We start from the raw sequence: 23,590 nt of genomic DNA on the forward strand, positions 1-23,590 counted from the left end.
CCGCCTGGTTATGCTAAGTAACCATTATGCTATAACCTTATTAATTCACTGACTTGCAGTTAATCAATAAGGTGACTATAAGGGTAGTATCCCTAGTATATTTATCTAAAGTGCTTTTCATACTAGTGAAGGAAAGCCGATTACAAAATTGAGGCATTCCCTCAGTAAAAATGATGGAGAAATACATGAAACCTGTTCTAAAGATGTCTATTTTAGCTGCCACTATTCTACTTGCAGTTGGCTGCCAGGATGAAAAAAAGGCAGACACAAAGCCAGTAGAACCTGCAAAAGTAGAGCAGGTCGCCGCTGAAGCTGCACCAGCAACATTTGCAACAGAAGATGATAAAGCCGCTTATGCAATTGGTGCATCTTTGGCGCAGTACTTGAGCGCAAATCTGGATCAACAAAAAGAATTGGGTTTGGATCTTAGCCGTCAGCAAGTTCTGGCTGGTGTAAGTGATGTGTTTGCAGGCGACAGCCGACTAACACCAGAAGAAACTCAACAGACATTACAGGCGCTGGATCAGCGTGTGTCAAAAATTGTTCAAGAAAAAGCTAAAGCCGAAGCAGAGAAAAACATTAAAGCGGGCGATGAGTTCCGTGCAGAGTTTGCCAAAAAAGCCGGTGTGGTAGAGACTAAATCTGGTCTGCTTTACCATATCGATAAAGAAGGCAATGGTGCGAAACCATCTGCAACGGATACTGTTCAGGTTCACTATAAAGGCACGCTAACAGATGGTACAGAGTTTGATAGCTCTTATAAGCGTAATCAACCAGCAACATTCCCACTAAATCAAGTGATCCCTGGTTGGACGGAAGGGGTGCAGTTGATGCCTGTTGGTTCGACGTTTACTTTTGTGATTCCACCACAACTGGCTTACGGTTCAGAAGCTAATCCAAGCATCCCTGCCAACTCAACGCTCGTGTTTGAAGTTGAGCTGCTAGATATTGTGAATGCAGATCAGCCTGCGGCAGCGGCGCAGTAATCTATCTGATAAGACAGGGTGGTCGTGACAGAGCGACATTTTGTGATTGAATTAAAAACCCAGCATTGGCTGGGTTTTTTTTCATTCTAGTCACGTACACCATTAGAAATGTTCTGGCTCCTGTCATAAATCTGATAAACTTGCTAGCAAGTTTTTAATTTTTATCGCTCGCCGTACACGGTTTTGTATTGGCGGGGTGTCGCCCATTGTACTTATCTGCTTGTCAGTATAATGATCAGAAGTTAAATACAATGGGCATTAGCAAGGAAGAAATCCTAGTGGTATCGACAGATAATTTTGGCTCAGATGTCATGGTCGAAAATGACTTGATTGAGCCTCGCATTTTTAGTGAGCATGATTATATTATCTTGCGTTCATATGAAGCGGTGGTTGATGGCCTTGCCGCTCTTATTGGTCCGTTTTGTGAAATTGTTCTGCACTCGCTTGATGATCTAAACACCTCTGCAATTAAGATCGCAAATGGTGAGAATACAGGGCGTAAAGTAGGATCACCGATCACCGATCTCGCGCTACGGATGCTGCGTGATATTGAAGGCTCGGAACGTAATTTCTCTCGGGCGTATTTTACCCGCGCTAAAGGTGGCGATCTGATGAAGTCGATCACCATTGCGATCCGCAATGGTGACAACAATATTATTGGTTTGCTATGTATAAACGTTAATCTTGATGCGCCATTTTCTCAAATTCTTCAGTCGTTTATGCCGACAGATGAAGCAAAGCATGCGGCCTCGACCGTTAATTTTGCTAGCGACGTCGATGAGTTAGTCGACCAAACCGTTGAGCGCACCATTGAAGAAATTAATGCCGATAAGAATGTCTCCAATAACGCCAAGAATCGTCAGATTGTGATGGAATTGTTTGATAAAGGGATATTTGATATCAAAGATGCGATTAATCGTGTCGCAGACCGTCTGAATATTTCCAAGCATACCGTGTACCTCTATATCCGACAGCGTAAAACTGAGGATGGCGAAAAATGAGCCTGAGTTATGTTTTGGTAGTGGAAGGCCCTGCGTATGGCACACAATCTGCGCGTACAGCCTACCAATTTGCCGAAGCATTATTGGCCGAAGGCCATCAGCTTTTGCGGGTGTTTTTTTATCAAGATGGAGTGCATAACGGTTCGTCACTAACGGCCCCTGCGTCTGATGAATATGATCTGGTGGCGGGTTGGCAGCGACTGGCCATACAGCATGGCACAGAGTTACAGACCTGCGTTGCTGCAGCATTGCGCCGTGGTATCGTTAGTCAGCAAGAAGCGGAGCAAAACCAGTTGCCAGGCAATAATTTGGCAACCGGGTTTGAGCAAGCGGGGCTAGGTGGCTTGGCTGAAGCAATGCTCACCGCTGATCGTGTGATTCAGTTTTAACAGGAGCTGAGAGTGAAAAAGCTAGGTTTTGTCTTTGGTCAGGCGCCTCATGGGACGGCATCGGGACGAGAAGGGCTGGATGCTGTACTCGCGACATCGGCGTATACAGACAATATTGCCACCTTTTTTCATGGTGATGGTGTGTTGCAGCTTAAAAAAGGGCAACAGCCGAGTGCAATATTGTCTCGGGATTATAGTGTAACGTTCAAAATGCTTGATTTGTACGAGATCGATGAAATCTATGTTTGTGCACAATCCCTGCGCGAACGAGGCATGACCGAAGAGGCATTAATCATTCGCGTAACCTGCTGTGAACCGGCGATGTTTTCCCAGCAGCTTCATACTTGCCAGCGTATTTTGACGTTCTGAGGTAACCATGCTCCATATTCTTACTGGCTCGCCATTTCAGACTCAGAGTTTTAAACATTGTAGTGTCGTACTAGAGGAAAATGATGCGGTTTTGCTGATTCAGGATGCGGTTATTGCAGTAATGGCAGAAAATTCAGCACTTGATGCAATTCTTAAGCAGAGAGTGAAAATTTATTTGCTGGCTGCAGATATGCAAGCCCGAGGATTAGCCTTTGATGAGTCCGGTCATTTTGAAGTTGTTGATTACAAAGGCTTTGTGTCGTTAACTGTGAAGCATGAAACCCAGATGAAATGGGGGTAAATCCCACCCATTTACCCACGAATAAGTCCGCATTTTAGGTTGTCTAAGAAATAATCATTTGATTGATCGCTGGTTACATCTTGACACCCTTGAGTGCGATGCATAAAATTTCGCGTCCTCCTGTTGTTGGGAGGCGGATTTTTCACCTTTACGAAAGTAATATTTCAGGAGCTATTTAATGGCAACTATTAACCAGTTGGTACGTAAGCCACGTGCTAAGCAAGTTGTAAAAAGCAACGTGCCTGCACTAGAAGCGTGCCCACAGAAGCGTGGTGTATGTACTCGTGTATATACTACTACACCAAAGAAACCTAACTCAGCACTACGTAAAGTGTGCCGTGTTCGTCTAACAAACGGTTTCGAAGTAACTTCTTACATCGGCGGTGAAGGTCACAACCTTCAGGAGCACTCAGTTGTTCTTATCCGTGGCGGTCGTGTTAAAGACCTTCCAGGTGTTCGTTACCACACTGTTCGTGGTGCACTTGACTGTGCAGGCGTAAACGACCGTAAACAAGCTCGTTCTAAGTACGGTGTAAAGCGTCCTAAGTCTTAATGGATTCCGTTAAGTAAGGCCAAACACTAAAATTATTTAATTTTGAAGAAACTGAAAAGTTTTGGATAACCTGAAGAAGACAACGGAGAAACTCCATGCCACGTCGTCGCGTAATCGGCCAGCGTAAGATCCTTCCAGATCCAAAGTTCAAATCTGAGCTGCTGGCAAAATTCGTTAACATCCTAATGGTTGACGGTAAAAAATCTACTGCAGAAAAAATCGTTTATTCTGCACTAGCAACTATGGCTGAGCGTTCTGGTGAAGAACACCTAGCTGTATTCGAAAAAGCTCTTGAAAATGTACGTCCAGCGGTAGAAGTTAAATCTCGCCGTGTGGGTGGTTCAACTTACCAGGTGCCTGTAGAAGTACGTCCAGTACGTCGTAATGCACTAGCTATGCGTTGGTTGGTTGAAGCTGCGCGTAAGCGTGGTGAAAAATCTATGGCTCAGCGTCTTGCAGCAGAAATGCTAGATGCGGCTGACAACAAAGGTTCTGCTGTTAAGAAACGTGAAGACGTTCACCGTATGGCAGACGCGAACAAAGCGTTCGCACATTACCGCTGGTAATCTAGCCGGTAATACCATTTGGGCACAGCAGGCATCGCTTGCTGTGCCCAAACCATACTCCAAGGTCTCCCTTACAAAGAGGATACTGCCGTGGCTCGTAAAACGCCTATCGAGTACTACCGTAATATCGGTATTTGTGCTCACGTTGACGCCGGTAAAACAACAACTACCGAGCGTATCCTGTTTTATACAGGCTTATCTCACAAAATTGGTGAGGTTCACGACGGCGCTGCTACTATGGACTGGATGGAGCAGGAGCAGGAGCGTGGTATCACTATCACATCTGCTGCCACTACGACCTTCTGGCGTGGTATGGAAGCTCAGTTCCAAGAACACCGCGTAAACATCATCGATACCCCTGGACACGTTGACTTTACTATTGAAGTAGAGCGTTCATTGCGTGTGCTTGACGGTGCTGTTGTTGTTTTCTGTGGTTCGTCTGGTGTTGAGCCTCAGTCTGAAACCGTTTGGCGTCAGGCTGATAAATACGAAGTACCGCGTATGGTTTTCGTGAACAAGATGGACCGAGCTGGTGCTGACTTCTTACGTGTTGTTGACCAGATCAAAAACCGTCTTGGCGCGAATCCAGTGCCAATCCAGTTAAATATTGGTGCTGAAGAAGAATTCAAAGGTGTTGTTGATCTTATCAAGATGAAAGCAATCAACTGGAATGAATCCGATCAGGGTATGTCATTTACCTATGAAGATATTCCTGCCGATATGCAAGATCTTGCTGAGGAATGGCGCCAGAACCTGGTTGAAGCCGCCGCCGAAGCGACTGAAGAGCTGATGGACAAGTACCTTGAAGAAGGTGAGTTGTCTGAAGCTGAAATCAAAGCTGGCCTTCGCCAGCGAACTATCGCTAACGAAATCGTGCTAGCAACCTGTGGTTCAGCCTTTAAAAACAAAGGTGTTCAAGCTGTACTTGATGCAGTCATTGAATATCTGCCATCACCAACGGAAGTGAAAGCTATCCGCGGTGAAGATGAACACGGTAACGAAGTTGAACGTCATTCAAGTGATGAGGAACCATTCTCAGCGCTGGCATTCAAAATCGCAACCGACCCGTTTGTAGGTAGTTTGACCTTCATGCGCGTCTATTCTGGGGTTGTAAATTCTGGCGACAGCGTCTACAACTCAGTAAAAGAAAAACGCGAACGCTTTGGCCGTATCGTTCAGATGCATGCAAATAAGCGCGAAGAGATCAAAGAAATCCGTGCGGGTGATATTGCAGCAGCAATTGGTCTGAAAAACGTCACAACAGGTGACACCTTGTGCGATATGGATCACCAAGTGATTCTTGAGCGCATGGAGTTCCCTGAACCCGTAATTCAGATTGCTGTTGAGCCTCGCTCGAAAGCCGACCAAGAAAAAATGGGTGTTGCACTAGGTAAACTAGCGGCAGAAGACCCATCATTCCGCGTCGAAACGGACGAGGAATCAGGCCAGACGTTGATTTCAGGTATGGGTGAACTTCACCTTGATATCATTGTTGACCGTATGAAACGTGAATTCAGCGTTGAATGTAACGTTGGTAAACCGCAGGTTGCATACCGTGAAACTATCCGTGGTAAAACGGAAGTGGAAGGAAAATTTGTGCGCCAGTCTGGTGGTCGCGGTCAATATGGTCACGTATGGCTGAAAATCGAACCATCGGAACCTGATGAAGGTTTCGTGTTCGTGGATGAAGTTGTCGGTGGTGCGGTACCTAAAGAGTACATCGGTGCTGTTGCTAAAGGTATCGAAGAGCAAATGAACAATGGTGTGCTGGCTGGTTATCCTGTATTGGATGTCAAGGCAACCTTGTTTGATGGTTCATACCATGACGTTGATTCCAACGAAATGGCATTTAAAATTGCTGGTTCAATGGCATTCAAGAAAGGGGCGCTACAAGCAGAACCGGTTATTCTTGAGCCATTGATGAAAGTTGAAGTAACCACTCCGGAAGATTGGATGGGTGATGTTGTTGGTGATCTTAACCGTCGCCGCGGCATGATCGAAGGTATGGATGAGGGCCCTGCTGGTCTGAAAATCATTCGTGCCAAAGTGCCACTATCCGCCATGTTTGGTTACGCAACTGACCTACGTTCAGCGACACAAGGCCGAGCGTCATATTCGATGGAATTTAGCGAATACGCTGATGTTCCTAAGAATGTCGCCGATGCTATCATCGCAGAACGTGGTTAATCGCAAGATCTATATTGCGCCAATGGCTGTTGGCGCATAAAATAGCAACTTCTGACGCGTCCCATATATGAATTAATGGGGCGTATCACAACTAGGAAGGAACACGATCGTGTCTAAAGAAAAATTTGAACGTCTAAAACCGCACGTTAACGTTGGTACTATCGGCCACGTTGACCACGGTAAAACAACTCTAACTGCTGCTATCTGTACTACACTTGCAAAAGTGTACGGTGGTGTTGCTAAAGACTTCGCTTCTATCGATAACGCTCCAGAAGAGCGCGAGCGCGGTATCACAATCAACACTTCTCACGTAGAGTACGATACTCCAACTCGTCACTACGCACACGTTGACTGCCCAGGACACGCTGACTATGTTAAAAACATGATCACTGGTGCTGCGCAGATGGACGGTGGTATCCTAGTTGTTGCTGCAACTGATGGTCCAATGCCACAGACTCGTGAGCACATYCTACTTGGTCGCCAGGTTGGTATTCCTTACATCATCGTATTCATGAACAAATGTGACATGGTTGATGATGAAGAGCTACTAGAACTAGTAGAGATGGAAGTTCGTGAACTTCTTTCTGAGTACGACTTCCCAGGTGACGATTGCCCAGTAATCATGGGTTCTGCTCTAGGCGCTCTAAACGGCGARAAAGAGTGGGAAGAYAAGGTTATCGAACTAGCTGAAGCTCTAGATACTTACATCCCAGAGCCAGAGCGTGCGATCGACCGTCCGTTYATYCTTCCAATCGAAGAYGTATTCTCAATCCAGGGCCGTGGTACWGTTGTAACTGGTCGTGTTGAGCARGGTRTYATCCGCGTTGGTGACGAAGTTGCTATCATCGGTATCAAAGACACTATCACTACTACTTGTACTGGTGTTGAGATGTTCCGTAAGCTTCTTGACGAAGGCCGTGCAGGTGAGAACGTTGGTGTTCTTCTACGTGGTACTAAGCGTGACGAAGTTGAGCGTGGTCAGGTTCTTGCTAAGCCAGGTTCAATCACTCCACACACTACTTTCACTTCAGAAATCTATGTTCTTTCTAAAGATGAAGGCGGCCGTCACACTCCTTTCTTCAAAGGTTACCGTCCACAGTTCTACTTCCGTACAACTGACGTGACTGGTACTATCGAACTGCCAGAAGGCGTTGAGATGGTAATGCCTGGCGATAACATTTCTATGACTGTTACTCTAATCGCGCCAATCGCGATGGACGAAGGTCTACGTTTTGCTATCCGTGAAGGTGGCCGTACTGTAGGTGCTGGTGTTGTTGCAACTATCATTGCTTAATTGCAATTAGTGCATAACTAAGTACAGAAAAGGGAGCTTCGGCTCCCTTTTTATTTATCGATAAAATAAAAAATTAGTATACCACTCCATTTTTCTCGCATATCCTTCTATACCTTCTATACCTTCTATACCTTCTATACCTTCTATACCTTCTATACCTTCTATACCTTCTATACCTTCTATACCTTCTATACCTTCTATACCTTCTATACCTTCTATATTGCTTAGCACGACAATTTGACGAGTCTTAATAACAAATCAAACTAAAACCTCAGAAATGCAATATTGAAATGAGAATCATTATCTATTATATTTCTTAGATTAAAATACAGTGGATACAGAAAGATGTATGTTTGTCTATGCCACGGAATTTCCGATAAGAAGATCATGATGTTAGCACTCGAAAAAGGGATAACTGATTTGCGAGGGATTCGTGCAGTAACGCCACTGGGTTCACAATGTGGCAAGTGTATTCGACAAGCAAAGCAGATCATTGAACAGGTGACGGCGAGTCAGTATCAAAAAGCGAGTTAATGTTGTTACACAAAGGTGATCTAACTTTTTGACACATCTCTGAGTACTTCTATTCTTAAGTGAATTCAAGAAGGAGTGATTAGAAATGAAAGCAGATCCAAAAATTATTCAACATCTTAATAAAGTCTTGGCTAATGAATTGGTTGCAATTAATCAGTATTTTCTCCATGCCCGAATGTATAAAGATTGGGGCCTGAAGCATTTAGCTGATAAGGAGTACCATGAATCTATTGATGAGATGAATCATGCAGATCATTTAGTAGAGAGAATTCTGTTCTTAGAAGGAGTTCCCAACCTGCAAGATCTCGGGAAGTTGAATATAGGTGAAGATACCAGAGAAATGCTGGAGTGTGATCTCACTTTGGAAATGGCCGCCATCCCAGACTTACGAGATGCAATCAGTTATGCCGAAGAAGTACATGATTACGTTTCCAGAGATTTATTTCAGGAGATTCTTGCCGATGAAGAAGATCATGTCGACTGGCTTGAAACTCAGCTCGGTCTCATCGAATTGATGGGTATCGCCAATTATAATCAAGCCCAGATAGTGGATGAAGACGAGTGATGTGAAATTGCATGCCGTACTTGTGTGATGTGAATATTGGCGGAAATTTATTCGCTTAAATATATTTTTAATAGGGCTTGCGTTCAAATTTGTGATCTGTATAATGCCATCCACTGCCCGAGGTAATCAAATTTCGTAAGCGCAGTTGTGAACCAATAAGCGTTGAGGAAGAAGTTGCTAGTCAACTTATCAATGTATACTCTGACTTATGTTCGCAGTCATTAAATTGGCTGACAATGCATCCGATAGGGATGCTACGTTCACATAAATCAATCGGCATTCTCTCGTCTTAACGAGTCTGAGTGGCGATATTGTTTGTGTAATTTTTATATTTGGAGCTCTGTCTCATGCAGAACCAACGTATTCGTATCCGTCTTAAGGCGTTCGATCACCGTTTGATCGACCAGTCTACAGCGGAAATCGTTGAAACAGCTAAGCGTACTGGCGCGCAGGTTAAGGGTCCAATCCCACTACCTACTCGCAAAGAGCGTTTCACTGTTCTTATTTCTCCTCACGTTAATAAAGACGCACGTGACCAGTACGAAATCCGTACTCACAAGCGCCTAATTGACATCGTTGAGCCAACAGATAAAACTGTTGACGCTCTTATGCGTCTAGATCTAGCTGCTGGCGTTGACGTTCAGATCAGCCTAGGTTAAGGGGAGATAAGAGAATGATTGGTCTAATCGGTCGTAAAGTGGGCATGACCCGCGTATTTACCGAAGATGGCGTTTCTATCCCAGTAACTGTGGTTGAAGTTGAAGTGAACCGCGTTTCTCAGGTTAAATCTGTTGAAACTGACGGCTACAACGCAATCCAGGTAACTACTGGTTCAAAGAAAGCTAACCGTGTTTCTAAGCCAGAAGCTGGCCACTTTGCGAAAGCAGGTGTTGAAGCGGGTCGCGGTCTTTGGGAATTCCGTCTAGATAACAACGAAGAGTTTGCTGTTGGCGCTGAGCTAACTGTTGAGCTGTTCAACGAAATCAAAAAAGTAGACGTTACTGGTACATCTAAAGGTAAGGGCTTCCAAGGTGCTGTTAAGCGCTGGAATTTCCGTACTCAAGATATGACCCATGGTAACTCCTTGTCTCACCGTGCACCGGGTTCAATTGGCCAATGTCAAACTCCAGGTCGCGTATTTAAAGGCAAGAAAATGGCTGGTCACATGGGTGCTGAGCGTGTAACGACTCAAAACCTAGAGATCGTACGTGTTGACGCTGAGCGCAATCTGCTTCTTATTAAAGGTGCAGTACCAGGTGCTACAGGCGGTAACGTGATCGTAAAACCAGCTGTTAAAGCGTAACGTCGAGGAGTTAGTAATGGAATTGGTAGTCAAAGGTGCTAACGCACTAACTGTCTCCGAAACTACTTTTGGGCGTGACTTCAATGAAGCGCTTGTACACCAGGTAGTTGTTGCTTTTGCAGCAGGTGCTCGTCAGGGTACACGTGCTCAGAAGACTCGTTCTGACGTTTCTGGTGGTGGCGCTAAGCCATGGCGCCAGAAAGGTACAGGCCGCGCTCGTGCAGGTACAATCCGTAGTCCGCTATGGCGTACCGGTGGTGTAACTTTCGCTGCTCGTCCACAGGACCACAGCCAGAAAGTTAACAAAAAAATGTACCGTGGTGCGATGAAGAGCATCCTGTCTGAGCTAGTTCGTCAAGAGCGTCTAATCGTTGTTGAAGACTTCTCAATTGAAGCTCCTAAAACTAAAGCACTAGTTGCTAAGTTGAAAGAACTTGAGTTGACAGATGCACTGATCGTAACTGGTGAGCTAGATGAGAATCTATTCCTTGCAGCACGTAACCTATACAAAGTAGACGTACGTGACGCGAAGGCAATTGATCCAGTTAGCCTGATCGCTTTCGATAAAGTTGTTATGACTGCAGCAGCAGTTAAAGCAGTTGAGGAGATGCTAGCATGATCACTGAAGAGCGTATTTTAAAAGTTCTACGTGCTCCGCACATCTCTGAAAAAGCAACCATGGCTGCTGAGAACGGTAACACTATCGTTTTCAAAGTAGCGATGACAGCAACTAAGAAAGAGATCAAAGCAGCAGTTGAAAAACTGTTTGAGGTTGAAGTTAAGTCTGTAAATACTCTTATCACTAAGGGTAAGACCAAACGTCAAGGTATGCGTCAAGGTCGTCGTTCTGACGTCAAAAAAGCGTATGTTATCTTGAAAGAAGGTCAAGACATCGACTTCGCTGGCAGTGCAGAGTAAGGCTAGGAGCAAAGAAGAATGGCTATTGTAAAATGTAAGCCGACTTCCCCAGGTCGTCGCCACGTTGTTAAAGTGGTTAACTCTGACCTGCATAAGGGTAAGCCGTACGCACCACTACTAGAGAAAAAATCTAAGTCTGGTGGTCGTAATAACAACGGTCGTATCACAGTACGTCACATCGGTGGTGGTAACAAGAATGCTTACCGTATCATCGATTTCAAACGTACTAAAGATGGCATCCCAGCGAAAGTTGAGCGTCTAGAATACGATCCAAACCGTAGCGCAAATATCGCACTTGTTCTGTACGCAGACGGTGAGCGCCGCTACATTATCGCACCTAAAGGCCTAAAGGCTGGTGATGCAATCCAATCTGGCGCAGATGCTGCTATCAAAGTTGGTAACACGTTACCAATGCGCAACATCCCAGTAGGTTCAACTGTACACTGTGTTGAACTTAAGCCAGGTAAAGGTGCTCAGCTAGCTCGTTCAGCTGGTGCGTATGCTCAGATCATTGCACGTGCAGGCACTTATGTGACTCTACGTCTACGTTCTGGTGAAATGCGTAAAGTTCTTGCTGAAGGTCGTGCGACTCTAGGTGAAGTTGGTAATGCAGAACACATGCTACGTGAGCTAGGTAAAGCTGGTGCTTCACGTTGGCGCGGTGTTCGTCCAACTGTACGTGGTGTTGTAATGAACCCAGTTGACCACCCACACGGTGGTGGTGAAGGCCGTACTTCTGGTGGCCGTCACCCTGTTACACCTTGGGGTGTTCCAACTAAGGGTTACAAGACTCGTAAGAACAAGCGTACCGACAAGTACATCGTACGTCGTCGTAACAAGTAATTATAAAGAGGATACGCCATGCCACGTTCTCTCAAGAAAGGTCCATTTATTGACCTACACTTGCTGAAGAAGGTAGAGAAAGCGTTGGAAAGCGGTGACAAAAAGCCTGTTAAGACTTGGTCCCGTCGCTCAATGATCATCCCTCAGATGATCGGTTTGACCATCGCTGTCCATAATGGTCGTCAGCACGTTCCTGTTTTCGTTTCTGAAGAAATGATCGGTCACAAGCTAGGCGAATTTGCACCAACACGTACTTATCGCGGCCATGCTGCAGATAAGAAAGCTAAGAAGCGCTAAGGAGTAGGTAATGGAAGCTATCGCTAAACATCGCTTTGCTCGCATTTCGCCGCAGAAAGCTCGTTTGGTTGCAGATCAACTGCGCGGTAAGCCAGTTGCTCAAGCTCTAGAAATTCTGAATTTCAGCAACAAAAAAGCTGCTGATCTAATCAAAAAAGTTCTAGAGTCAGCTATCGCTAACGCAGAACACAACGAAGGCGCAGACATTGATGATCTTAATGTTGCAAAAATCTTCGTTGACGAAGGTCCTACCATGAAGCGTATTATGCCTCGTGCTAAAGGCCGTGCCGATCGCATCTTGAAGCGTTCTAGCCACATCACTGTTGTTGTAGCAGACCGCTAAGAGACTAGGAGAGAAAGCAATGGGTCAAAAAGTACATCCTAATGGTATTCGTCTAGGCATTTGTAAGCCTTGGAATACCACTTGGTTTGCTAACAGCCAAGAGTTCGCTGACAACCTAGACGGCGATTTCAAGGTACGTAAGTTCCTAACTAAGGAACTAGCAAAAGCGTCTCTATCACGTATCGTTATCGAGCGTCCTGCGAAGAGCATCCGTGTGACTATTCACACTGCTCGTCCAGGCGTTGTTATCGGTAAGAAAGGCGAAGACGTAGAGAAACTACGTGCAGCAGTGGCGAAGATCGCGGGCGTTCCAGCTCAGATCAACATCTCTGAAGTACGTAAGCCTGAGCTAGACGGTCAACTAGTAGCTGACAGCATTTCGTCTCAGCTAGAGCGTCGTGTAATGTTCCGTCGCGCTATGAAGCGTGCAGTTCAGAACGCTATGCGTCTTGGCGCTAAAGGTATCAAGGTAGAAGTAAGCGGTCGTCTAGGCGGCGCTGAAATCGCACGTACTGAGTGGTACCGTGAAGGCCGTGTGCCTCTACACACTCTACGTGCTGACATTGATTACGCAACTTCTTCGGCTCACACCCAGTACGGTGTAATCGGCGTTAAAGTTTGGATCTTCAAAGGTGAAGTTCTAGGCGGCATGCCGGTTGAAGAGCCAAAGGCTGACAAGCCTAAGAAGCAGCGCAAAGGCCGTAAATAAGGAGTTTATTGATGCTGCAACCTAAACGCACTAAATTCCGCAAGGCCTTTAAAGGTCGTAACCGCGGTCTAGCGAACGGTACTGATGTAAGCTTCGGTACATTTGGTCTTAAAGCTGTTGGCCGTGGTCGTCTAACTGCTCGTCAGATCGAAGCGGCACGTCGTGCTATGACTCGTCATATCAAACGTCAGGGCCAAATCTGGATTCGTGTATTCCCAGACAAACCAATTACATCTAAGCCTCTTGAAGTTCGTCAAGGTAAAGGTAAGGGTAACGTTGAGTACTGGGTAGCACAGATTCAACCAGGTAAAGTTCTATACGAAATGGATGGTGTTCCTGAAACACTAGCTCGTGAAGCATTCGATCTTGCTGCACGTAAGCTACCAATCAAGACAACATTCGTAACTAAGGCGGTGATGTGATGAACGCACAAGATCTGCGCGCTAAAAGCGTTGAAGAACTTAATGCTGAGCTTGTGGGCTTGCTACGTGAACAGTTCAACCTGCGCATGCAGGCTGCTACTGGTCAACTACAGCAGACTCACACTCTAAAAGCAGTACGTCGTGATATTGCACGTGTTAAAACCGTTCTGACTGAGAAGGCTGGCGCATAATGAGCGATAAAATTCGTACTCAGCTTGGTCGTGTTGTTAGCGACAAAGGCGACAAGTCTATTGTTGTTGCAATCGAGCGTAAAGTGAAGCACCCGATCTACGGTAAGTACATCACTCGCACGACTAAACTACACGCACATGACGAGAACAACGAGTGTGGCCTAGGCGACACAGTTGAAGTTCGTGAGTGTCGTCCACTGTCTAAGACTAAGTCTTGGACACTGGTACGCGTAGTTGAAAAAGCTCGCATCTAAGCGAACTTAACTACGTTATAACTGAGCGGCCCTGGGAATTTTTTAGGGCCGTTTATTTTTAGTCTACCCATCGGTCGAAAATGGTGTTATTATTCGCCGCCTTTGAAGAAAAGGCAAATCGACTCGTAGTGGGTCTAGATGTTTAAAATTAGCGGAGCACTAACATGATCCAAATGCAAAGTACGCTTGACGCAGCCGATAACTCCGGCGCTCGTCGCGTAATGTGTATTAAGGTTCTGGGTGGTTCACACCGTCGCTATGCACATATCGGTGACATCATTAAAATTACTGTGAAAGAAGCAATTCCTCGCGGTAAGGTTAAAAAAGGTGATGTACTGAAAGCGGTGGTAGTGCGCACTCGTAAAGGCGTACGTCGTCCAGACGGCTCTGTCATTCGTTTTGACCGTAATGCTTGCGTATTGTTGAACGACAACACTGAGCAACCAATCGGTACTCGTATTTTTGGCCCAGTGACTCGTGAACTTCGTAACGATAAGTTTATGAAGATCGTTTCACTAGCGCCTGAAGTACTGTAAGGAGTAATTCAAATGGCAGCTAAAATCCGTCGTAACGACGAAGTTATCGTTCTTACTGGTAAAGATAAAGGTAAGAAAGGTAAAGTAACTAAGGTTCTAGCAACCGGTAAAGTAATCGTTGAAGGTATTAACCTTGTTAAAAAACACCAGAAGCCTGTACCGGCAATGGGTGTTCAAGGTGGCATCGTTGATCAAGAAGCAGCTATTGACGCTTCTAACGTTGCAATCCTAAACGGTGAAGGTAAAGCGGACCGTGTAGGCTTCCGATTTGAAGACGGCAAAAAAGTTCGTTTCTTCAAGTCGACTGGCGAATCAATCAAGTAAGTTGGAGTAGTACTATGGCGAAACTGCATGATTACTACAAAGAGACTGTTGTAAAAGATCTTGCTAGCAAGTTCGAATATAACAGTATCATGCAAGTCCCAAGGATCGAAAAGATCACACTTAATATGGGTGTGGGTGAGGCTATCAACGACAAGAAGCTGCTAGAGAATGCTGCTGCTGACATGACTGCAATTGCAGGTCAGAAGCCGCTTATCACTGTAGCACGTAAGTCTGTAGCTGGCTTTAAGATCCGTGAGGGCTACCCTATTGGCTGTAAAGTAACCCTACGTGGCGAACGTATGTGGGACTTTTTCGAGCGTCTAATTGCAATTGCTGTACCTCGTATCCGTGATTTCCGTGGTCTAAACCCGAAATCATTCGATGGTCGCGGTAACTACAGCATGGGCGTTCGTGAGCAGATCATCTTCCCAGAAATCGATTACGATAAAGTGGATCGTGTACGTGGTCTTGATATCACAATCACAACTTCTGCTAAATCTGATGAAGAAGCTCATGCTCTGCTGTCTGCTTTTAACTTCCCATTCCGTAAGTAAAAGTAAGGGTTACTAATGGCTAAAGAATCTATGAAGGCACGCGAAGTTAAACGTGCCAAGCTTGTAGCTAAGTTCGCTGAAAAGCGTGCTGCGCTAAAAGCTCTAATTAGCGACGTGAATGCGTCTGAAGAAGATCGCTGGAATGCAGTGCTTAAACTTCAGTCACTACCACGTGATTCTGCGAAGTCTCGTCAGCGTAATCGCTGTAACCAGACTGGACGTCCACACGGCTACCTACGTAAGTTTGGTTTAAGCCGTATCAAGGTTCGTGAAGCTTGCATGAAAGGCGAGATTCCGGGTCTACGTAAAGCAAGCTGGTAATCAGCTAGCAATTCAGAATCACGGAGTATTAACTTATGAGCATGCAAGATCCGATTTCGGATATGCTGACCCGTCTTCGTAACGGTCAGGCAGCGAAAAAAGTTGCTGTAAAAATGCCATCTTCTAAGCAGAAAGTAGCAATCGCTGCACTTCTAAAAGAAGAAGGTTTCGTGGCTGATTTCACTATTACTGGTGAAGTTAAGCCTGAGCTAGAAGTTACACTTAAGTACTTCGAAGCTAACCCAGTTATCGAGCAAATCCAACGTGTATCACGTCCTGGTCTGCGCATCTACAAGAAAAAAGATGCTCTACCATCAGTGATGGGTGGCCTTGGTATTGCTGTTATCTCAACTTCCAAGGGTCTTATGACCGACCGCGCTGCTCGTAAAGCGGGCCTTGGCGGTGAGATTATCTGCTACGTAGCATAATAGGAGTAGGAAATGTCTCGTGTTGCAAAAGCACCAGTAGTTATTCCTGCCGGCGTAGAAGTTAAACTCAACGGTCAGGAAATCACTGTTAAAGGCGGAAAAGGCGAACTAGTTCGTGTTATCCACCAAGCAGTTGTATTGTCCCAGGAAGAAAACACCATCACTTTCGGTCCTCGTGAAGGATTCGACAAGGCTTGGGCTCAAGCAGGTACTGCTCGTGCACTAGTTAACAACATGGTTGTTGGTGTTACTGAAGGCTATACTAAGAAGCTTACTTTGAAAGGTGTTGGTTACCGTGCGAACGTTGCTGGTTCGACTGTAAACCTAACGCTAGGCTTCTCGCACCCAGTTGCGCATGAACTACCAGCCGGTATCAAAGCTGAATGCCCATCACAAACTGAAATCGTACTAACAGGTACTGATAAGCAGGTTGTTGGTCAGGTAGCGGCAGATATCCGCGCTTACCGTAGCCCTGAACCTTATAAAGGTAAAGGTGTTCGTTACGCCGACGAAGTCGTGCGTACTAAAGAAGCTAAGAAGAAGTAAGGTAACACTATGGATAAGAAAGCATCTCGTATCCGTCGTGCGACCCGAGCACGTCGTAAGATTGCTGAACTGGGCGCAACTCGCCTAGTTGTACACCGTACTCCACGTCACGTGTACGCTCAGGTAATCGCACCAAATGGCTCTGAGGTTATCGCTGCCGCTTCTACCGTAGAAAAAGCGATTCGCGAGCAGGTTAAGAGTACTGGTAACAAAGACGCTGCTGCAGCTGTAGGTAAAGCTATTGCTGAGCGCGCGATTGAAAAAGGCATCTCTAACGTTGCATTCGATCGTTCTGGTTTCCAATACCACGGCCGTATAGCTGCACTAGCAGACGCTGCTCGTGAAGCTGGTCTGAAATTCTAAGGTAGGCGGAAGATGGCTAACGAAAAAACACAATCAGATTTGAATGAAAAGCTGATCGCTGTTAACCGTGTATCAAAGACGGTTAAAGGCGGACGTATTTTCAGCTTTACTGCACTAACTGTAGTTGGTGACGGTAACGGTCGCATCGGTTTTGGTTATGGCAAGGCACGTGAAGTTCCTGCTGCAATCCAGAAATCAATGGAAAAAGCACGCCGTAACATGGTTACTGTAGCGCTTAACGACGGTACTCTACACCACGCTGTTAAAGGCGCACACACTGGTTCTAAAGTGTACATGCAGCCTGCATCAGAAGGTACTGGTATCATCGCCGGTGGTGCAATGCGTGCAGTGCTAGAAGTTGCGGGTATCCGTAACGTTCTTGCAAAAGCATACGGTTCTACTAACCCAATCAACGTTGTTCGCGCAACAATTGATGGTTTAAGTGGCATGAACTCTCCAGAAATGATCGCTGCTAAGCGTGGTCTTTCTGTTAAAGAAATTCTGGAGTAATTGACATGGCTAACACTATTAAAGTAACCCAAACAAAGAGCTCTATCGGTCGTTTACCGAAGCATAAAGCTACTTTGCGTGGCCTAGGCCTTCGTCGCATCAACCACACTGTAGAACTTGAAGATACTGCTTGCGTACGCGGCATGATCAATAAAGTTTACTACATGGTTAAAGTTGAGGAGTAATCAGAATGCGTTTGAATACTCTATCTCCGGCTGCGGGTTCTAAGCCTTCTGCGAAGCGCGTAGGCCGTGGTATCGGTTCAGGTCTGGGTAAAACTTGTGGCCGTGGTCACAAGGGTCAGAAATCACGTTCAGGTGGTTCTGTACGTCCAGGCTTCGAAGGCGGTCAAATGCCTTTGAAACAGCGTCTACCAAAATTCGGTTTTACTTCTCGCAAGAGTTTGGTAACAGCTGAAGTTCGTCTAGCTGAGCTAGCGAAAGTTGAAGGTGACGTAGTAAGCCTAGAAACTCTTATGGCTGCGAATCTTATCACCAAGAACATTCAGTTCGCGAAAGTTGTACTTTCTGGTGAAATCGCTCGTGCTGTAACAGTTAAAGGTCTACGCGTGACTAAAGGCGCTAAAGCTGCGATCGAAGCTGCAGGCGGTAAAATCGAGGAATAATTAACTCGAGGATGAGGTACAGATGGCTAAACAACCAGGACAAGATTTTCGTAGTGCACAAGGTGGCCTAGCAGAGCTTAAGACTCGCCTGCTATTCGTATTAGGTGCTATCTTAATTTTCCGAGCAGGCTCCTTTGTGCCTATTCCTGGTATTGACGCTGCTGTACTTGCCGATCTGTTCGAACAGCAAAAGGGTACCGTCATTGAACTGTTTAATATGTTCTCTGGCGGTGCACTTGAGCGTGCATCTATCTTGGCGCTGGGCATAATGCCGTATATTTCGGCCTCTATTATTGTTCAGTTGCTAACGGTTGTTCATCCGGCATTAGCCGAGTTGAAAAAGGAAGGGGAGTCTGGTCGTCGTAAGATTAGCCAGTACACCCGTTACGGCACGCTTGTTTTGGCAACCTTCCAAGCAATTGGTATTGCAACGGGGTTACCAAGTATGATTCCGGGTCTGGTTGTTAATCCAGGCTTTGGTTTCTACTTTGTCGCCGTGGTTAGTTTGGTTACTGGTACCATGTTCTTGATGTGGTTGGGTGAGCAAATTACCGAGCGTGGCATTGGTAACGGTATATCTGTGATTATCTTCACTGGTATCGTTGCAGGTTTGCCGCCGGCTATTGGACAGACCGTAGAGCAAGCACGTCAAGGTGAATTGCACGTACTTCTTCTACTGTTAATTGCAGTGATATCTTTCGCCGTAATTTATTTTGTAGTGTTTATGGAGCGTGGTCAGCGTCGTATCGTCGTTAACTATGCTAAGCGTCAGCAAGGCCGTCGTGTTTTTGCCGCGCAAAGCACTCATCTGCCGTTGAAAATCAACATGGCAGGGGTAATTCCAGCGATTTTTGCATCAAGTATTATTCTGTTTCCGGGTACACTGGCTCAGTGGTTCGGTCAGAATGAAAACCTAACTTGGCTCAGTGATATTTCACTGGCGTTAAGTCCAGGTCAGCCACTTTATGTGATGCTTTATGCAGCTGCGATTATTTTCTTCTGTTTCTTCTATACCGCGTTGGTGTTTAACCCTCGTGAGACAGCTGATAACTTGAAGAAGTCTGGTGCGTTCGTACCTGGTATTCGCCCGGGAGAGCAGACCGCTAAGTATATTGATAAAGTAATGACACGCCTGACTTTGGTTGGTGCAATGTATATTACCTTTATCTGTCTGATCCCCGAGTTTATGATGATTGCATGGAACGTCCGCTTTTATTTCGGCGGTACTTCACTACTGATTGTAGTTGTGGTTATTATGGACTTCATGGCTCAAGTTCAGACACATCTGATGTCTCAACAATATGAGTCTGTTTTGAAAAAGGCTAACCTTAAAGGCTCAGGCCGTTAAGAGTGGTTATCTCGTTTACGGAGTTTAGCAATGAAAGTTCGTGCTTCCGTTAAGAAAATCTGCCGTAACTGTAAAGTTATCAAGCGCAACGGTGTTGTGCGTGTAATTTGCAGTGAGCCAAAGCATAAACAACGCCAAGGCTAATTAGCAGAAATATTTCTTGCAAATTGAAGGTGGGTTGGCTAAATTAGCCAACCAATCTTTTGTGTGTGCAAAAGAATTGTTCCACCGCTGCGTATCCTAGACGGGCTCTGCAGCGGTTATTCTTGAAAAGTACTAGGAGTGAATAGTGGCCCGTATTGCAGGCATTAACATTCCTGATCATAAACATTCTGTAATCGCTCTTACTGCGATCTACGGTATTGGTAAAACTCGCTCTAAAGCTATTCTAGCTGAAGTGGGTATTGCTGAAAGTGTTAAGATCAGTGAACTAACTGAAGAGCAGATCGATCTACTGCGTGATGGTGTAGCTAAATACACTGTAGAAGGTGATCTACGTCGTGAAGTTTCCATGAACATCAAGCGCCTTATGGACCTTGGTTGTTACCGTGGTCTTCGTCATCGTCGCAGTCTACCACTACGTGGACAGCGTACTAAAACCAACGCCCGTACCCGTAAGGGTCCGCGCAAGCCGATCAAAAAATAATCGGAAGGTAGAGTACAATGGCTAAACAACCAACTCGCGCGCGTAAGCGCGTACGCAAGCAAGTAGCTGATGGCGTTGCGCACATTCATGCTTCTTTCAACAACACAATCGTAACCATTACTGACCGTCAGGGTAATGCTCTTTCTTGGGCAACTGCAGGTGGTTCTGGTTTCCGTGGTTCTCGTAAATCTACTCCGTTCGCTGCACAGGTTGCTGCTGAGCGTTGTGGTGAAATGGCCAAAGAATATGGCGTTAAGAACCTAGAAGTTATGGTTAAGGGCCCTGGTCCTGGTCGTGAGTCTACTATCCGCGCTCTAAACGCTGCGGGTTTCCGTATCACTAACATTGTTGATGCGACTCCGATCCCTCATAACGGTTGTCGTCCACCTAAGAAACGTCGCGTATAACGTTTCGTTTCTAGGAAAACTGGAGAAAGAACATGGCAAGATATTTGGGTCCTAAGCTGAAGCTTAGTCGTCGTGAAGGCACAGACTTATTCCTTAAGTCTGGTGTACGCGCGATTGATACCAAGTGTAAAATTGATAACGCACCGGGCATGCACGGTGCGCGTCGCGGTCGTTTATCTGACTACGGCGTTCAGCTTCGTGAGAAGCAAAAAGTTCGTCGTACTTATGGCGTGCTAGAAAAGCAATTCCGTAACTACTATAAAGAAGCTGCTCGCCTTAAAGGCAACACAGGTGAAAACCTGCTTCAACTTCTTGAAGGTCGTCTAGATAACGTGGTTTACCGTATGGGTTTCGGTGCTACTCGCGCTGAAGCACGTCAGCTAGTAAGCCACAAAGCGATCCTAGTTAACGGTCAAGTCGTAAACGTTCCTTCTTTCAAGGTAGCGGCAAACGACGTTGTTAGCATTCGTGAGAAAGCTAAGAACCAGGCACGCATTAAAGCAGCTCTTGAAGTTGCTACACAGCGTGAACTACCGACTTGGGTCGAAGTAGACAATAGCAAGATGGAAGGTACATTTAAGCGTCTTCCAGAACGTTCTGATTTGTCTGCCGACATCAATGAACACCTGATCGTCGAGCTTTACTCTAAGTAAGGCTATAGTTAAGAGAGGACACAATGCAGGGTTCTGTAACAGAATTTCTTAAGCCACGTCTTGTTGATATTGAACAAGTTAACACGACGCATGCAAAAGTAACTCTTGAGCCGCTTGAGCGTGGTTTCGGCCACACTCTTGGTAACGCTCTACGTCGCATTCTTCTATCTTCAATGCCGGGTTGTGCCGTAACTGAAGTGGAAATCGATGGTGTGTTACACGAGTACAGCACCAAAGAAGGGGTACAGGAAGATATTCTCGAAATCCTTCTAAACCTTAAAGGCCTAGCCGTTAAGGTTGAGGGTAAAGATGAAGTTATCCTTACTCTGAATAAATCTGGTGCAGGCCCTGTTGTTGCAGGTGACATCACCCATGATGGTGATGTTGAGATTGCGAACCCAGAACACGTAATCTGCCATCTAACTGATGATAATGCTGAAATCAGCATGCGCATCAAGGTAGAGCGTGGTCGTGGCTATGTACCAGCGTCTGCTCGAATTCATACTGAAGAAGATGAGCGTCCAATTGGTCGTCTGCTAGTTGATGCAACTTTCAGCCCAGTTGACCGTATCGCATATGCCGTTGAAGCAGCACGTGTTGAACAACGTACTGACCTTGACAAGCTTGTTATCGATATGGAGACCAACGGTACTCTTGATCCTGAGGAAGCTATCCGTCGTGCAGCTACTATTTTAGCTGAGCAATTGGATGCATTCGTAGATCTACGTGATGTACGTGTTCCTGAAGAAAAAGAAGAGAAGCCGGAGTTCGATCCGATCCTACTGCGTCCTGTAGACGATCTTGAACTAACTGTTCGCTCTGCGAATTGTCTAAAAGCAGAAGCGATCCATTACATCGGTGATCTTGTTCAGCGTACTGAGGTTGAGCTTCTTAAAACGCCAAACCTTGGTAAGAAGTCTTTGACTGAAATCAAAGATGTGCTGGCATCACGTGGTCTGTCTCTAGGTATGCGCCTAGAAAACTGGCCGCCAGCATCAATTGCTGAAGATTAATAGTTACTGATATTTAGTTAGAAGGATTAGGTCATGCGCCATCGTAAGAGTGGTCGTCAACTCAACCGCAACAGCAGCCATCGCAAAGCGATGTTCAGCAACATGGCTGGCTCTCTGGTACGTCACGAACTTATCAAGACTACCCTGCCTAAGGCAAAAGAGCTGCGTCGCGTAATTGAGCCATTGATTACCCTAGCTAAGACTGACAGTGTTGCTAACCGTCGTCTTGCATTCGCTCGTACTCGTGATAACGAAATCGTTGCGAAACTGTTTAACGAATTAGGTCCACGTTTTGCTCAACGTCCGGGCGGTTACACTCGCATCATGAAATGCGGTTTCCGTGCAGGCGATAAAGCCCCTATGGCTTACATTGAGCTAGTAGATCGTCCTGCAAAGGAAGAAGCTACTGCTGAATAAGCAATAGTGCGTTAAATAAAGAAGAAGCCGAGTCTATGACTCGGCTTTTTTTTAGCTAAATATTTATTTTCTTCGTGCAAGGGAGCATAACTTTCATCAAGTAACTGCAGCATTTCCACTTCATTCATTGTTATCTAATGGTTTAATCATCTGAGTGATGCGACTAATAACAGCCATCTGTATTACTTATTAAAAGGGGCGTTTTGGCTTTGTGGTTGCAGATAATGAGGATAAGCAGTATTGCTATTTGATAGTTTTTTATATCGCATTCATTTGTCTTAATAACCCGTTGGTAGCCTTAAAAGGATTTTTTGCAGTAATATTGGCCATATTGGTTGGTTCTGGTTGAAATATGCCCAGGTGATTTTTTTTTTGAAATTAACTATTGCCAATATCTTTGTTGTCTCTATAATGCGACCTCACTGACACGGACAGCGGCGCTAGCCAGTAACGTAAGTCAGTATTGTTCTTTAACAATTTGACCATGCAATCTGTGTGGGCACTCGTGAAATGATAGTCAACAAAAGAATTATCAATGAAACTGAGTGACCTAGAGCTAGAAATGGTTCGATTGCTTTTTTACTTCATTTTTTATTAAAAAGTGAAAATAAGAAAGCGGCACAGTCAATTCGTTCATTACTTCGGTAATGAATAAACAGTATTTCATTGAGCCGCTATTTATAGCAGCAAACACTTTTAATTGAAGAGTTTGATCATGGCTCAGATTGAACGCTGGCGGCAGGCCTAACACATGCAAGTCGAGCGGTAACAGAGAGAAAGCTTGCTTTCTTTGCTGACGAGCGGCGGACGGGTGAGTAATGCCTGGGAACATGCCTTGGTGTGGGGGATAACTATTGGAAACGATAGCTAATAC

40 protein-coding genes and 1 rRNA gene are annotated in these 23,590 nt (G+C 45.5%); 40 read left to right on the plus strand and 1 reads right to left on the minus strand.

Going from position 1 to position 23,590, the window contains the following annotated elements:
* The first annotated feature begins 185 nt into the window (after positions 1–185).
* The 9 genes from fkpA to tuf all read left to right on the plus strand — a co-directional run bounded on the left by fkpA (position 186) and on the right by tuf (position 7,646).
* Positions 186–986, plus strand: a complete 801-nt coding sequence (gene fkpA / locus L4D12_RS07810; RefSeq protein ID WP_428447262.1) for an FKBP-type peptidyl-prolyl cis-trans isomerase — start codon at positions 186–188, stop codon at positions 984–986.
* A 278-nt stretch (positions 987–1,264) separates the two neighbouring features.
* Positions 1,265–1,987 carry a helix-turn-helix transcriptional regulator gene (locus L4D12_RS07815; RefSeq protein ID WP_428447301.1) on the plus strand — a complete coding sequence of 241 codons (723 nt, stop codon included), beginning with the start codon at positions 1,265–1,267 and terminating at the stop codon, positions 1,985–1,987.
* Complete coding sequence (gene tusD / locus L4D12_RS07820) at positions 1,984–2,376, plus strand: sulfurtransferase complex subunit TusD (RefSeq protein WP_428447263.1); 393 nt, start codon at positions 1,984–1,986, stop codon at positions 2,374–2,376. Before L4D12_RS07815 ends, tusD begins: the two co-directional genes overlap by 4 nt.
* A gap of 12 nt (positions 2,377–2,388) precedes the next feature.
* Positions 2,389–2,745: a sulfurtransferase complex subunit TusC gene (gene tusC / locus L4D12_RS07825; protein WP_428447264.1), complete on the plus strand. Its 357-nt coding sequence runs from the start codon at positions 2,389–2,391 to the stop codon at positions 2,743–2,745.
* 7 nt (positions 2,746–2,752) lie between these two features.
* The gene (tusB, locus tag L4D12_RS07830; RefSeq protein ID WP_428447265.1) at positions 2,753–3,046 is read left to right on the plus strand and encodes a sulfurtransferase complex subunit TusB; all 294 of its coding nucleotides are present in this window, start codon (positions 2,753–2,755) and stop codon (positions 3,044–3,046) included.
* Between the two features lie 178 nt (positions 3,047–3,224).
* A complete protein-coding gene (gene rpsL / locus L4D12_RS07835) occupies positions 3,225–3,599 on the plus strand; it encodes a 30S ribosomal protein S12 (protein ID WP_005595139.1) in 375 nt (124 codons plus the stop codon).
* Positions 3,600–3,694: 95 nt separating this feature from the next.
* Positions 3,695–4,165, plus strand: coding sequence for a 30S ribosomal protein S7 (gene rpsG / locus L4D12_RS07840; protein WP_428447266.1), 471 nt, complete (start codon positions 3,695–3,697; stop codon positions 4,163–4,165).
* A 90-nt stretch (positions 4,166–4,255) separates the two neighbouring features.
* Complete coding sequence (gene fusA, locus L4D12_RS07845) at positions 4,256–6,352, plus strand: elongation factor G (RefSeq protein ID WP_428447267.1); 2,097 nt, start codon at positions 4,256–4,258, stop codon at positions 6,350–6,352.
* A 109-nt stretch (positions 6,353–6,461) separates the two neighbouring features.
* Complete coding sequence (tuf, locus tag L4D12_RS07850) at positions 6,462–7,646, plus strand: elongation factor Tu (protein WP_428447268.1); 1,185 nt, start codon at positions 6,462–6,464, stop codon at positions 7,644–7,646.
* A gap of 54 nt (positions 7,647–7,700) precedes the next feature.
* Here tuf and L4D12_RS07855 read toward each other — a convergent pair whose 3' ends face one another.
* Positions 7,701–7,877 (minus strand): hypothetical protein, encoded by a 177-nt coding sequence (locus tag L4D12_RS07855; RefSeq protein ID WP_428447269.1) that lies wholly within the window; start codon positions 7,875–7,877, stop codon positions 7,701–7,703.
* Between the two features lie 114 nt (positions 7,878–7,991).
* Here L4D12_RS07855 and L4D12_RS07860 point away from each other — a divergent pair, with 114 nt between their 5' ends.
* The 31 genes from L4D12_RS07860 to L4D12_RS08010 form a co-directional block, all read left to right on the plus strand.
* On the plus strand, positions 7,992–8,180 hold the full coding sequence (locus L4D12_RS07860; RefSeq protein WP_428447270.1) for a (2Fe-2S)-binding protein: 189 nt from the start codon (positions 7,992–7,994) through the stop codon (positions 8,178–8,180).
* Between the two features lie 85 nt (positions 8,181–8,265).
* Complete coding sequence (gene bfr / locus L4D12_RS07865; protein WP_428447271.1) at positions 8,266–8,745, plus strand: bacterioferritin; 480 nt, start codon at positions 8,266–8,268, stop codon at positions 8,743–8,745.
* Between the two features lie 347 nt (positions 8,746–9,092).
* Positions 9,093–9,404 (plus strand): 30S ribosomal protein S10, encoded by a 312-nt coding sequence (rpsJ, locus tag L4D12_RS07870; RefSeq protein ID WP_002541412.1) that lies wholly within the window; start codon positions 9,093–9,095, stop codon positions 9,402–9,404.
* Between the two features lie 14 nt (positions 9,405–9,418).
* Positions 9,419–10,048: a 50S ribosomal protein L3 gene (gene rplC, locus L4D12_RS07875; RefSeq protein WP_428447272.1), complete on the plus strand. Its 630-nt coding sequence runs from the start codon at positions 9,419–9,421 to the stop codon at positions 10,046–10,048.
* A gap of 16 nt (positions 10,049–10,064) precedes the next feature.
* On the plus strand, positions 10,065–10,667 hold the full coding sequence (rplD, locus tag L4D12_RS07880) for a 50S ribosomal protein L4 (protein ID WP_047876488.1): 603 nt from the start codon (positions 10,065–10,067) through the stop codon (positions 10,665–10,667).
* Positions 10,664–10,966: a 50S ribosomal protein L23 gene (rplW, locus tag L4D12_RS07885; protein ID WP_299016685.1), complete on the plus strand. Its 303-nt coding sequence runs from the start codon at positions 10,664–10,666 to the stop codon at positions 10,964–10,966. The genes rplD and rplW overlap by 4 nt, the downstream gene beginning before the upstream one ends.
* A gap of 18 nt (positions 10,967–10,984) precedes the next feature.
* Positions 10,985–11,809, plus strand: coding sequence for a 50S ribosomal protein L2 (gene rplB / locus L4D12_RS07890; RefSeq protein WP_428447273.1), 825 nt, complete (start codon positions 10,985–10,987; stop codon positions 11,807–11,809).
* 18 nt (positions 11,810–11,827) lie between these two features.
* Positions 11,828–12,106: a 30S ribosomal protein S19 gene (rpsS, locus tag L4D12_RS07895; RefSeq protein ID WP_005302795.1), complete on the plus strand. Its 279-nt coding sequence runs from the start codon at positions 11,828–11,830 to the stop codon at positions 12,104–12,106.
* Positions 12,107–12,116: 10 nt separating this feature from the next.
* The gene (rplV, locus tag L4D12_RS07900) at positions 12,117–12,449 is read left to right on the plus strand and encodes a 50S ribosomal protein L22 (protein WP_005302797.1); all 333 of its coding nucleotides are present in this window, start codon (positions 12,117–12,119) and stop codon (positions 12,447–12,449) included.
* 19 nt (positions 12,450–12,468) lie between these two features.
* A complete protein-coding gene (gene rpsC / locus L4D12_RS07905; RefSeq protein ID WP_428447274.1) occupies positions 12,469–13,158 on the plus strand; it encodes a 30S ribosomal protein S3 in 690 nt (229 codons plus the stop codon).
* 11 nt (positions 13,159–13,169) lie between these two features.
* A complete protein-coding gene (gene rplP, locus L4D12_RS07910) occupies positions 13,170–13,580 on the plus strand; it encodes a 50S ribosomal protein L16 (RefSeq protein ID WP_428447275.1) in 411 nt (136 codons plus the stop codon).
* Positions 13,580–13,771: a 50S ribosomal protein L29 gene (gene rpmC / locus L4D12_RS07915; RefSeq protein WP_048900848.1), complete on the plus strand. Its 192-nt coding sequence runs from the start codon at positions 13,580–13,582 to the stop codon at positions 13,769–13,771. The genes rplP and rpmC overlap by 1 nt, the downstream gene beginning before the upstream one ends.
* On the plus strand, positions 13,771–14,025 hold the full coding sequence (gene rpsQ, locus L4D12_RS07920; RefSeq protein ID WP_047876495.1) for a 30S ribosomal protein S17: 255 nt from the start codon (positions 13,771–13,773) through the stop codon (positions 14,023–14,025). Before rpmC ends, rpsQ begins: the two co-directional genes overlap by 1 nt.
* A 164-nt stretch (positions 14,026–14,189) precedes the next feature.
* The gene (gene rplN / locus L4D12_RS07925) at positions 14,190–14,561 is read left to right on the plus strand and encodes a 50S ribosomal protein L14 (protein ID WP_428447276.1); all 372 of its coding nucleotides are present in this window, start codon (positions 14,190–14,192) and stop codon (positions 14,559–14,561) included.
* A 12-nt stretch (positions 14,562–14,573) separates the two neighbouring features.
* Positions 14,574–14,885 (plus strand): 50S ribosomal protein L24, encoded by a 312-nt coding sequence (gene rplX / locus L4D12_RS07930; RefSeq protein WP_428447277.1) that lies wholly within the window; start codon positions 14,574–14,576, stop codon positions 14,883–14,885.
* A 14-nt stretch (positions 14,886–14,899) separates the two neighbouring features.
* Positions 14,900–15,439 carry a 50S ribosomal protein L5 gene (gene rplE, locus L4D12_RS07935; RefSeq protein WP_428447278.1) on the plus strand — a complete coding sequence of 180 codons (540 nt, stop codon included), beginning with the start codon at positions 14,900–14,902 and terminating at the stop codon, positions 15,437–15,439.
* 15 nt (positions 15,440–15,454) lie between these two features.
* Entirely contained in the window at positions 15,455–15,760 is a 306-nt protein-coding gene (gene rpsN / locus L4D12_RS07940; RefSeq protein ID WP_428447279.1) for a 30S ribosomal protein S14, read from the plus strand.
* A gap of 35 nt (positions 15,761–15,795) precedes the next feature.
* Positions 15,796–16,188: a 30S ribosomal protein S8 gene (rpsH, locus tag L4D12_RS07945; protein WP_428447280.1), complete on the plus strand. Its 393-nt coding sequence runs from the start codon at positions 15,796–15,798 to the stop codon at positions 16,186–16,188.
* A 12-nt stretch (positions 16,189–16,200) separates the two neighbouring features.
* Positions 16,201–16,734: a 50S ribosomal protein L6 gene (gene rplF, locus L4D12_RS07950; protein WP_428447281.1), complete on the plus strand. Its 534-nt coding sequence runs from the start codon at positions 16,201–16,203 to the stop codon at positions 16,732–16,734.
* Positions 16,735–16,743: 9 nt separating this feature from the next.
* The gene (gene rplR, locus L4D12_RS07955) at positions 16,744–17,097 is read left to right on the plus strand and encodes a 50S ribosomal protein L18 (RefSeq protein ID WP_428447282.1); all 354 of its coding nucleotides are present in this window, start codon (positions 16,744–16,746) and stop codon (positions 17,095–17,097) included.
* Between the two features lie 12 nt (positions 17,098–17,109).
* Positions 17,110–17,607 (plus strand): 30S ribosomal protein S5, encoded by a 498-nt coding sequence (rpsE, locus tag L4D12_RS07960; protein WP_428447283.1) that lies wholly within the window; start codon positions 17,110–17,112, stop codon positions 17,605–17,607.
* Positions 17,608–17,612: 5 nt separating this feature from the next.
* A complete protein-coding gene (gene rpmD, locus L4D12_RS07965; protein ID WP_428447284.1) occupies positions 17,613–17,792 on the plus strand; it encodes a 50S ribosomal protein L30 in 180 nt (59 codons plus the stop codon).
* Positions 17,793–17,797: 5 nt separating this feature from the next.
* Positions 17,798–18,232, plus strand: coding sequence for a 50S ribosomal protein L15 (gene rplO, locus L4D12_RS07970; RefSeq protein WP_428447285.1), 435 nt, complete (start codon positions 17,798–17,800; stop codon positions 18,230–18,232).
* Between the two features lie 22 nt (positions 18,233–18,254).
* Positions 18,255–19,580 (plus strand): preprotein translocase subunit SecY, encoded by a 1,326-nt coding sequence (gene secY, locus L4D12_RS07975; RefSeq protein WP_428447286.1) that lies wholly within the window; start codon positions 18,255–18,257, stop codon positions 19,578–19,580.
* Between the two features lie 30 nt (positions 19,581–19,610).
* Positions 19,611–19,724, plus strand: coding sequence for a 50S ribosomal protein L36 (gene rpmJ, locus L4D12_RS07980; protein WP_000868186.1), 114 nt, complete (start codon positions 19,611–19,613; stop codon positions 19,722–19,724).
* Between the two features lie 145 nt (positions 19,725–19,869).
* Positions 19,870–20,226 (plus strand): 30S ribosomal protein S13, encoded by a 357-nt coding sequence (rpsM, locus tag L4D12_RS07985; protein WP_047880903.1) that lies wholly within the window; start codon positions 19,870–19,872, stop codon positions 20,224–20,226.
* A gap of 17 nt (positions 20,227–20,243) precedes the next feature.
* Positions 20,244–20,633: a 30S ribosomal protein S11 gene (gene rpsK, locus L4D12_RS07990; protein ID WP_005370963.1), complete on the plus strand. Its 390-nt coding sequence runs from the start codon at positions 20,244–20,246 to the stop codon at positions 20,631–20,633.
* 32 nt (positions 20,634–20,665) lie between these two features.
* On the plus strand, positions 20,666–21,286 hold the full coding sequence (gene rpsD, locus L4D12_RS07995) for a 30S ribosomal protein S4 (RefSeq protein WP_428447287.1): 621 nt from the start codon (positions 20,666–20,668) through the stop codon (positions 21,284–21,286).
* Positions 21,287–21,309: 23 nt separating this feature from the next.
* Complete coding sequence (locus L4D12_RS08000; protein ID WP_428447288.1) at positions 21,310–22,299, plus strand: DNA-directed RNA polymerase subunit alpha; 990 nt, start codon at positions 21,310–21,312, stop codon at positions 22,297–22,299.
* Between the two features lie 33 nt (positions 22,300–22,332).
* The gene (gene rplQ / locus L4D12_RS08005) at positions 22,333–22,716 is read left to right on the plus strand and encodes a 50S ribosomal protein L17 (RefSeq protein WP_428447289.1); all 384 of its coding nucleotides are present in this window, start codon (positions 22,333–22,335) and stop codon (positions 22,714–22,716) included.
* Positions 22,717–23,413: 697 nt separating this feature from the next.
* Positions 23,414–23,590, plus strand: a 16S ribosomal RNA gene (locus tag L4D12_RS08010); the annotation flags it as partial.

The sequence above is a fragment of the Photobacterium nomapromontoriensis genome, from assembly GCF_050336815.1.
GTDB lineage: Bacteria > Pseudomonadota > Gammaproteobacteria > Enterobacterales > Vibrionaceae > Photobacterium > Photobacterium nomapromontoriensis.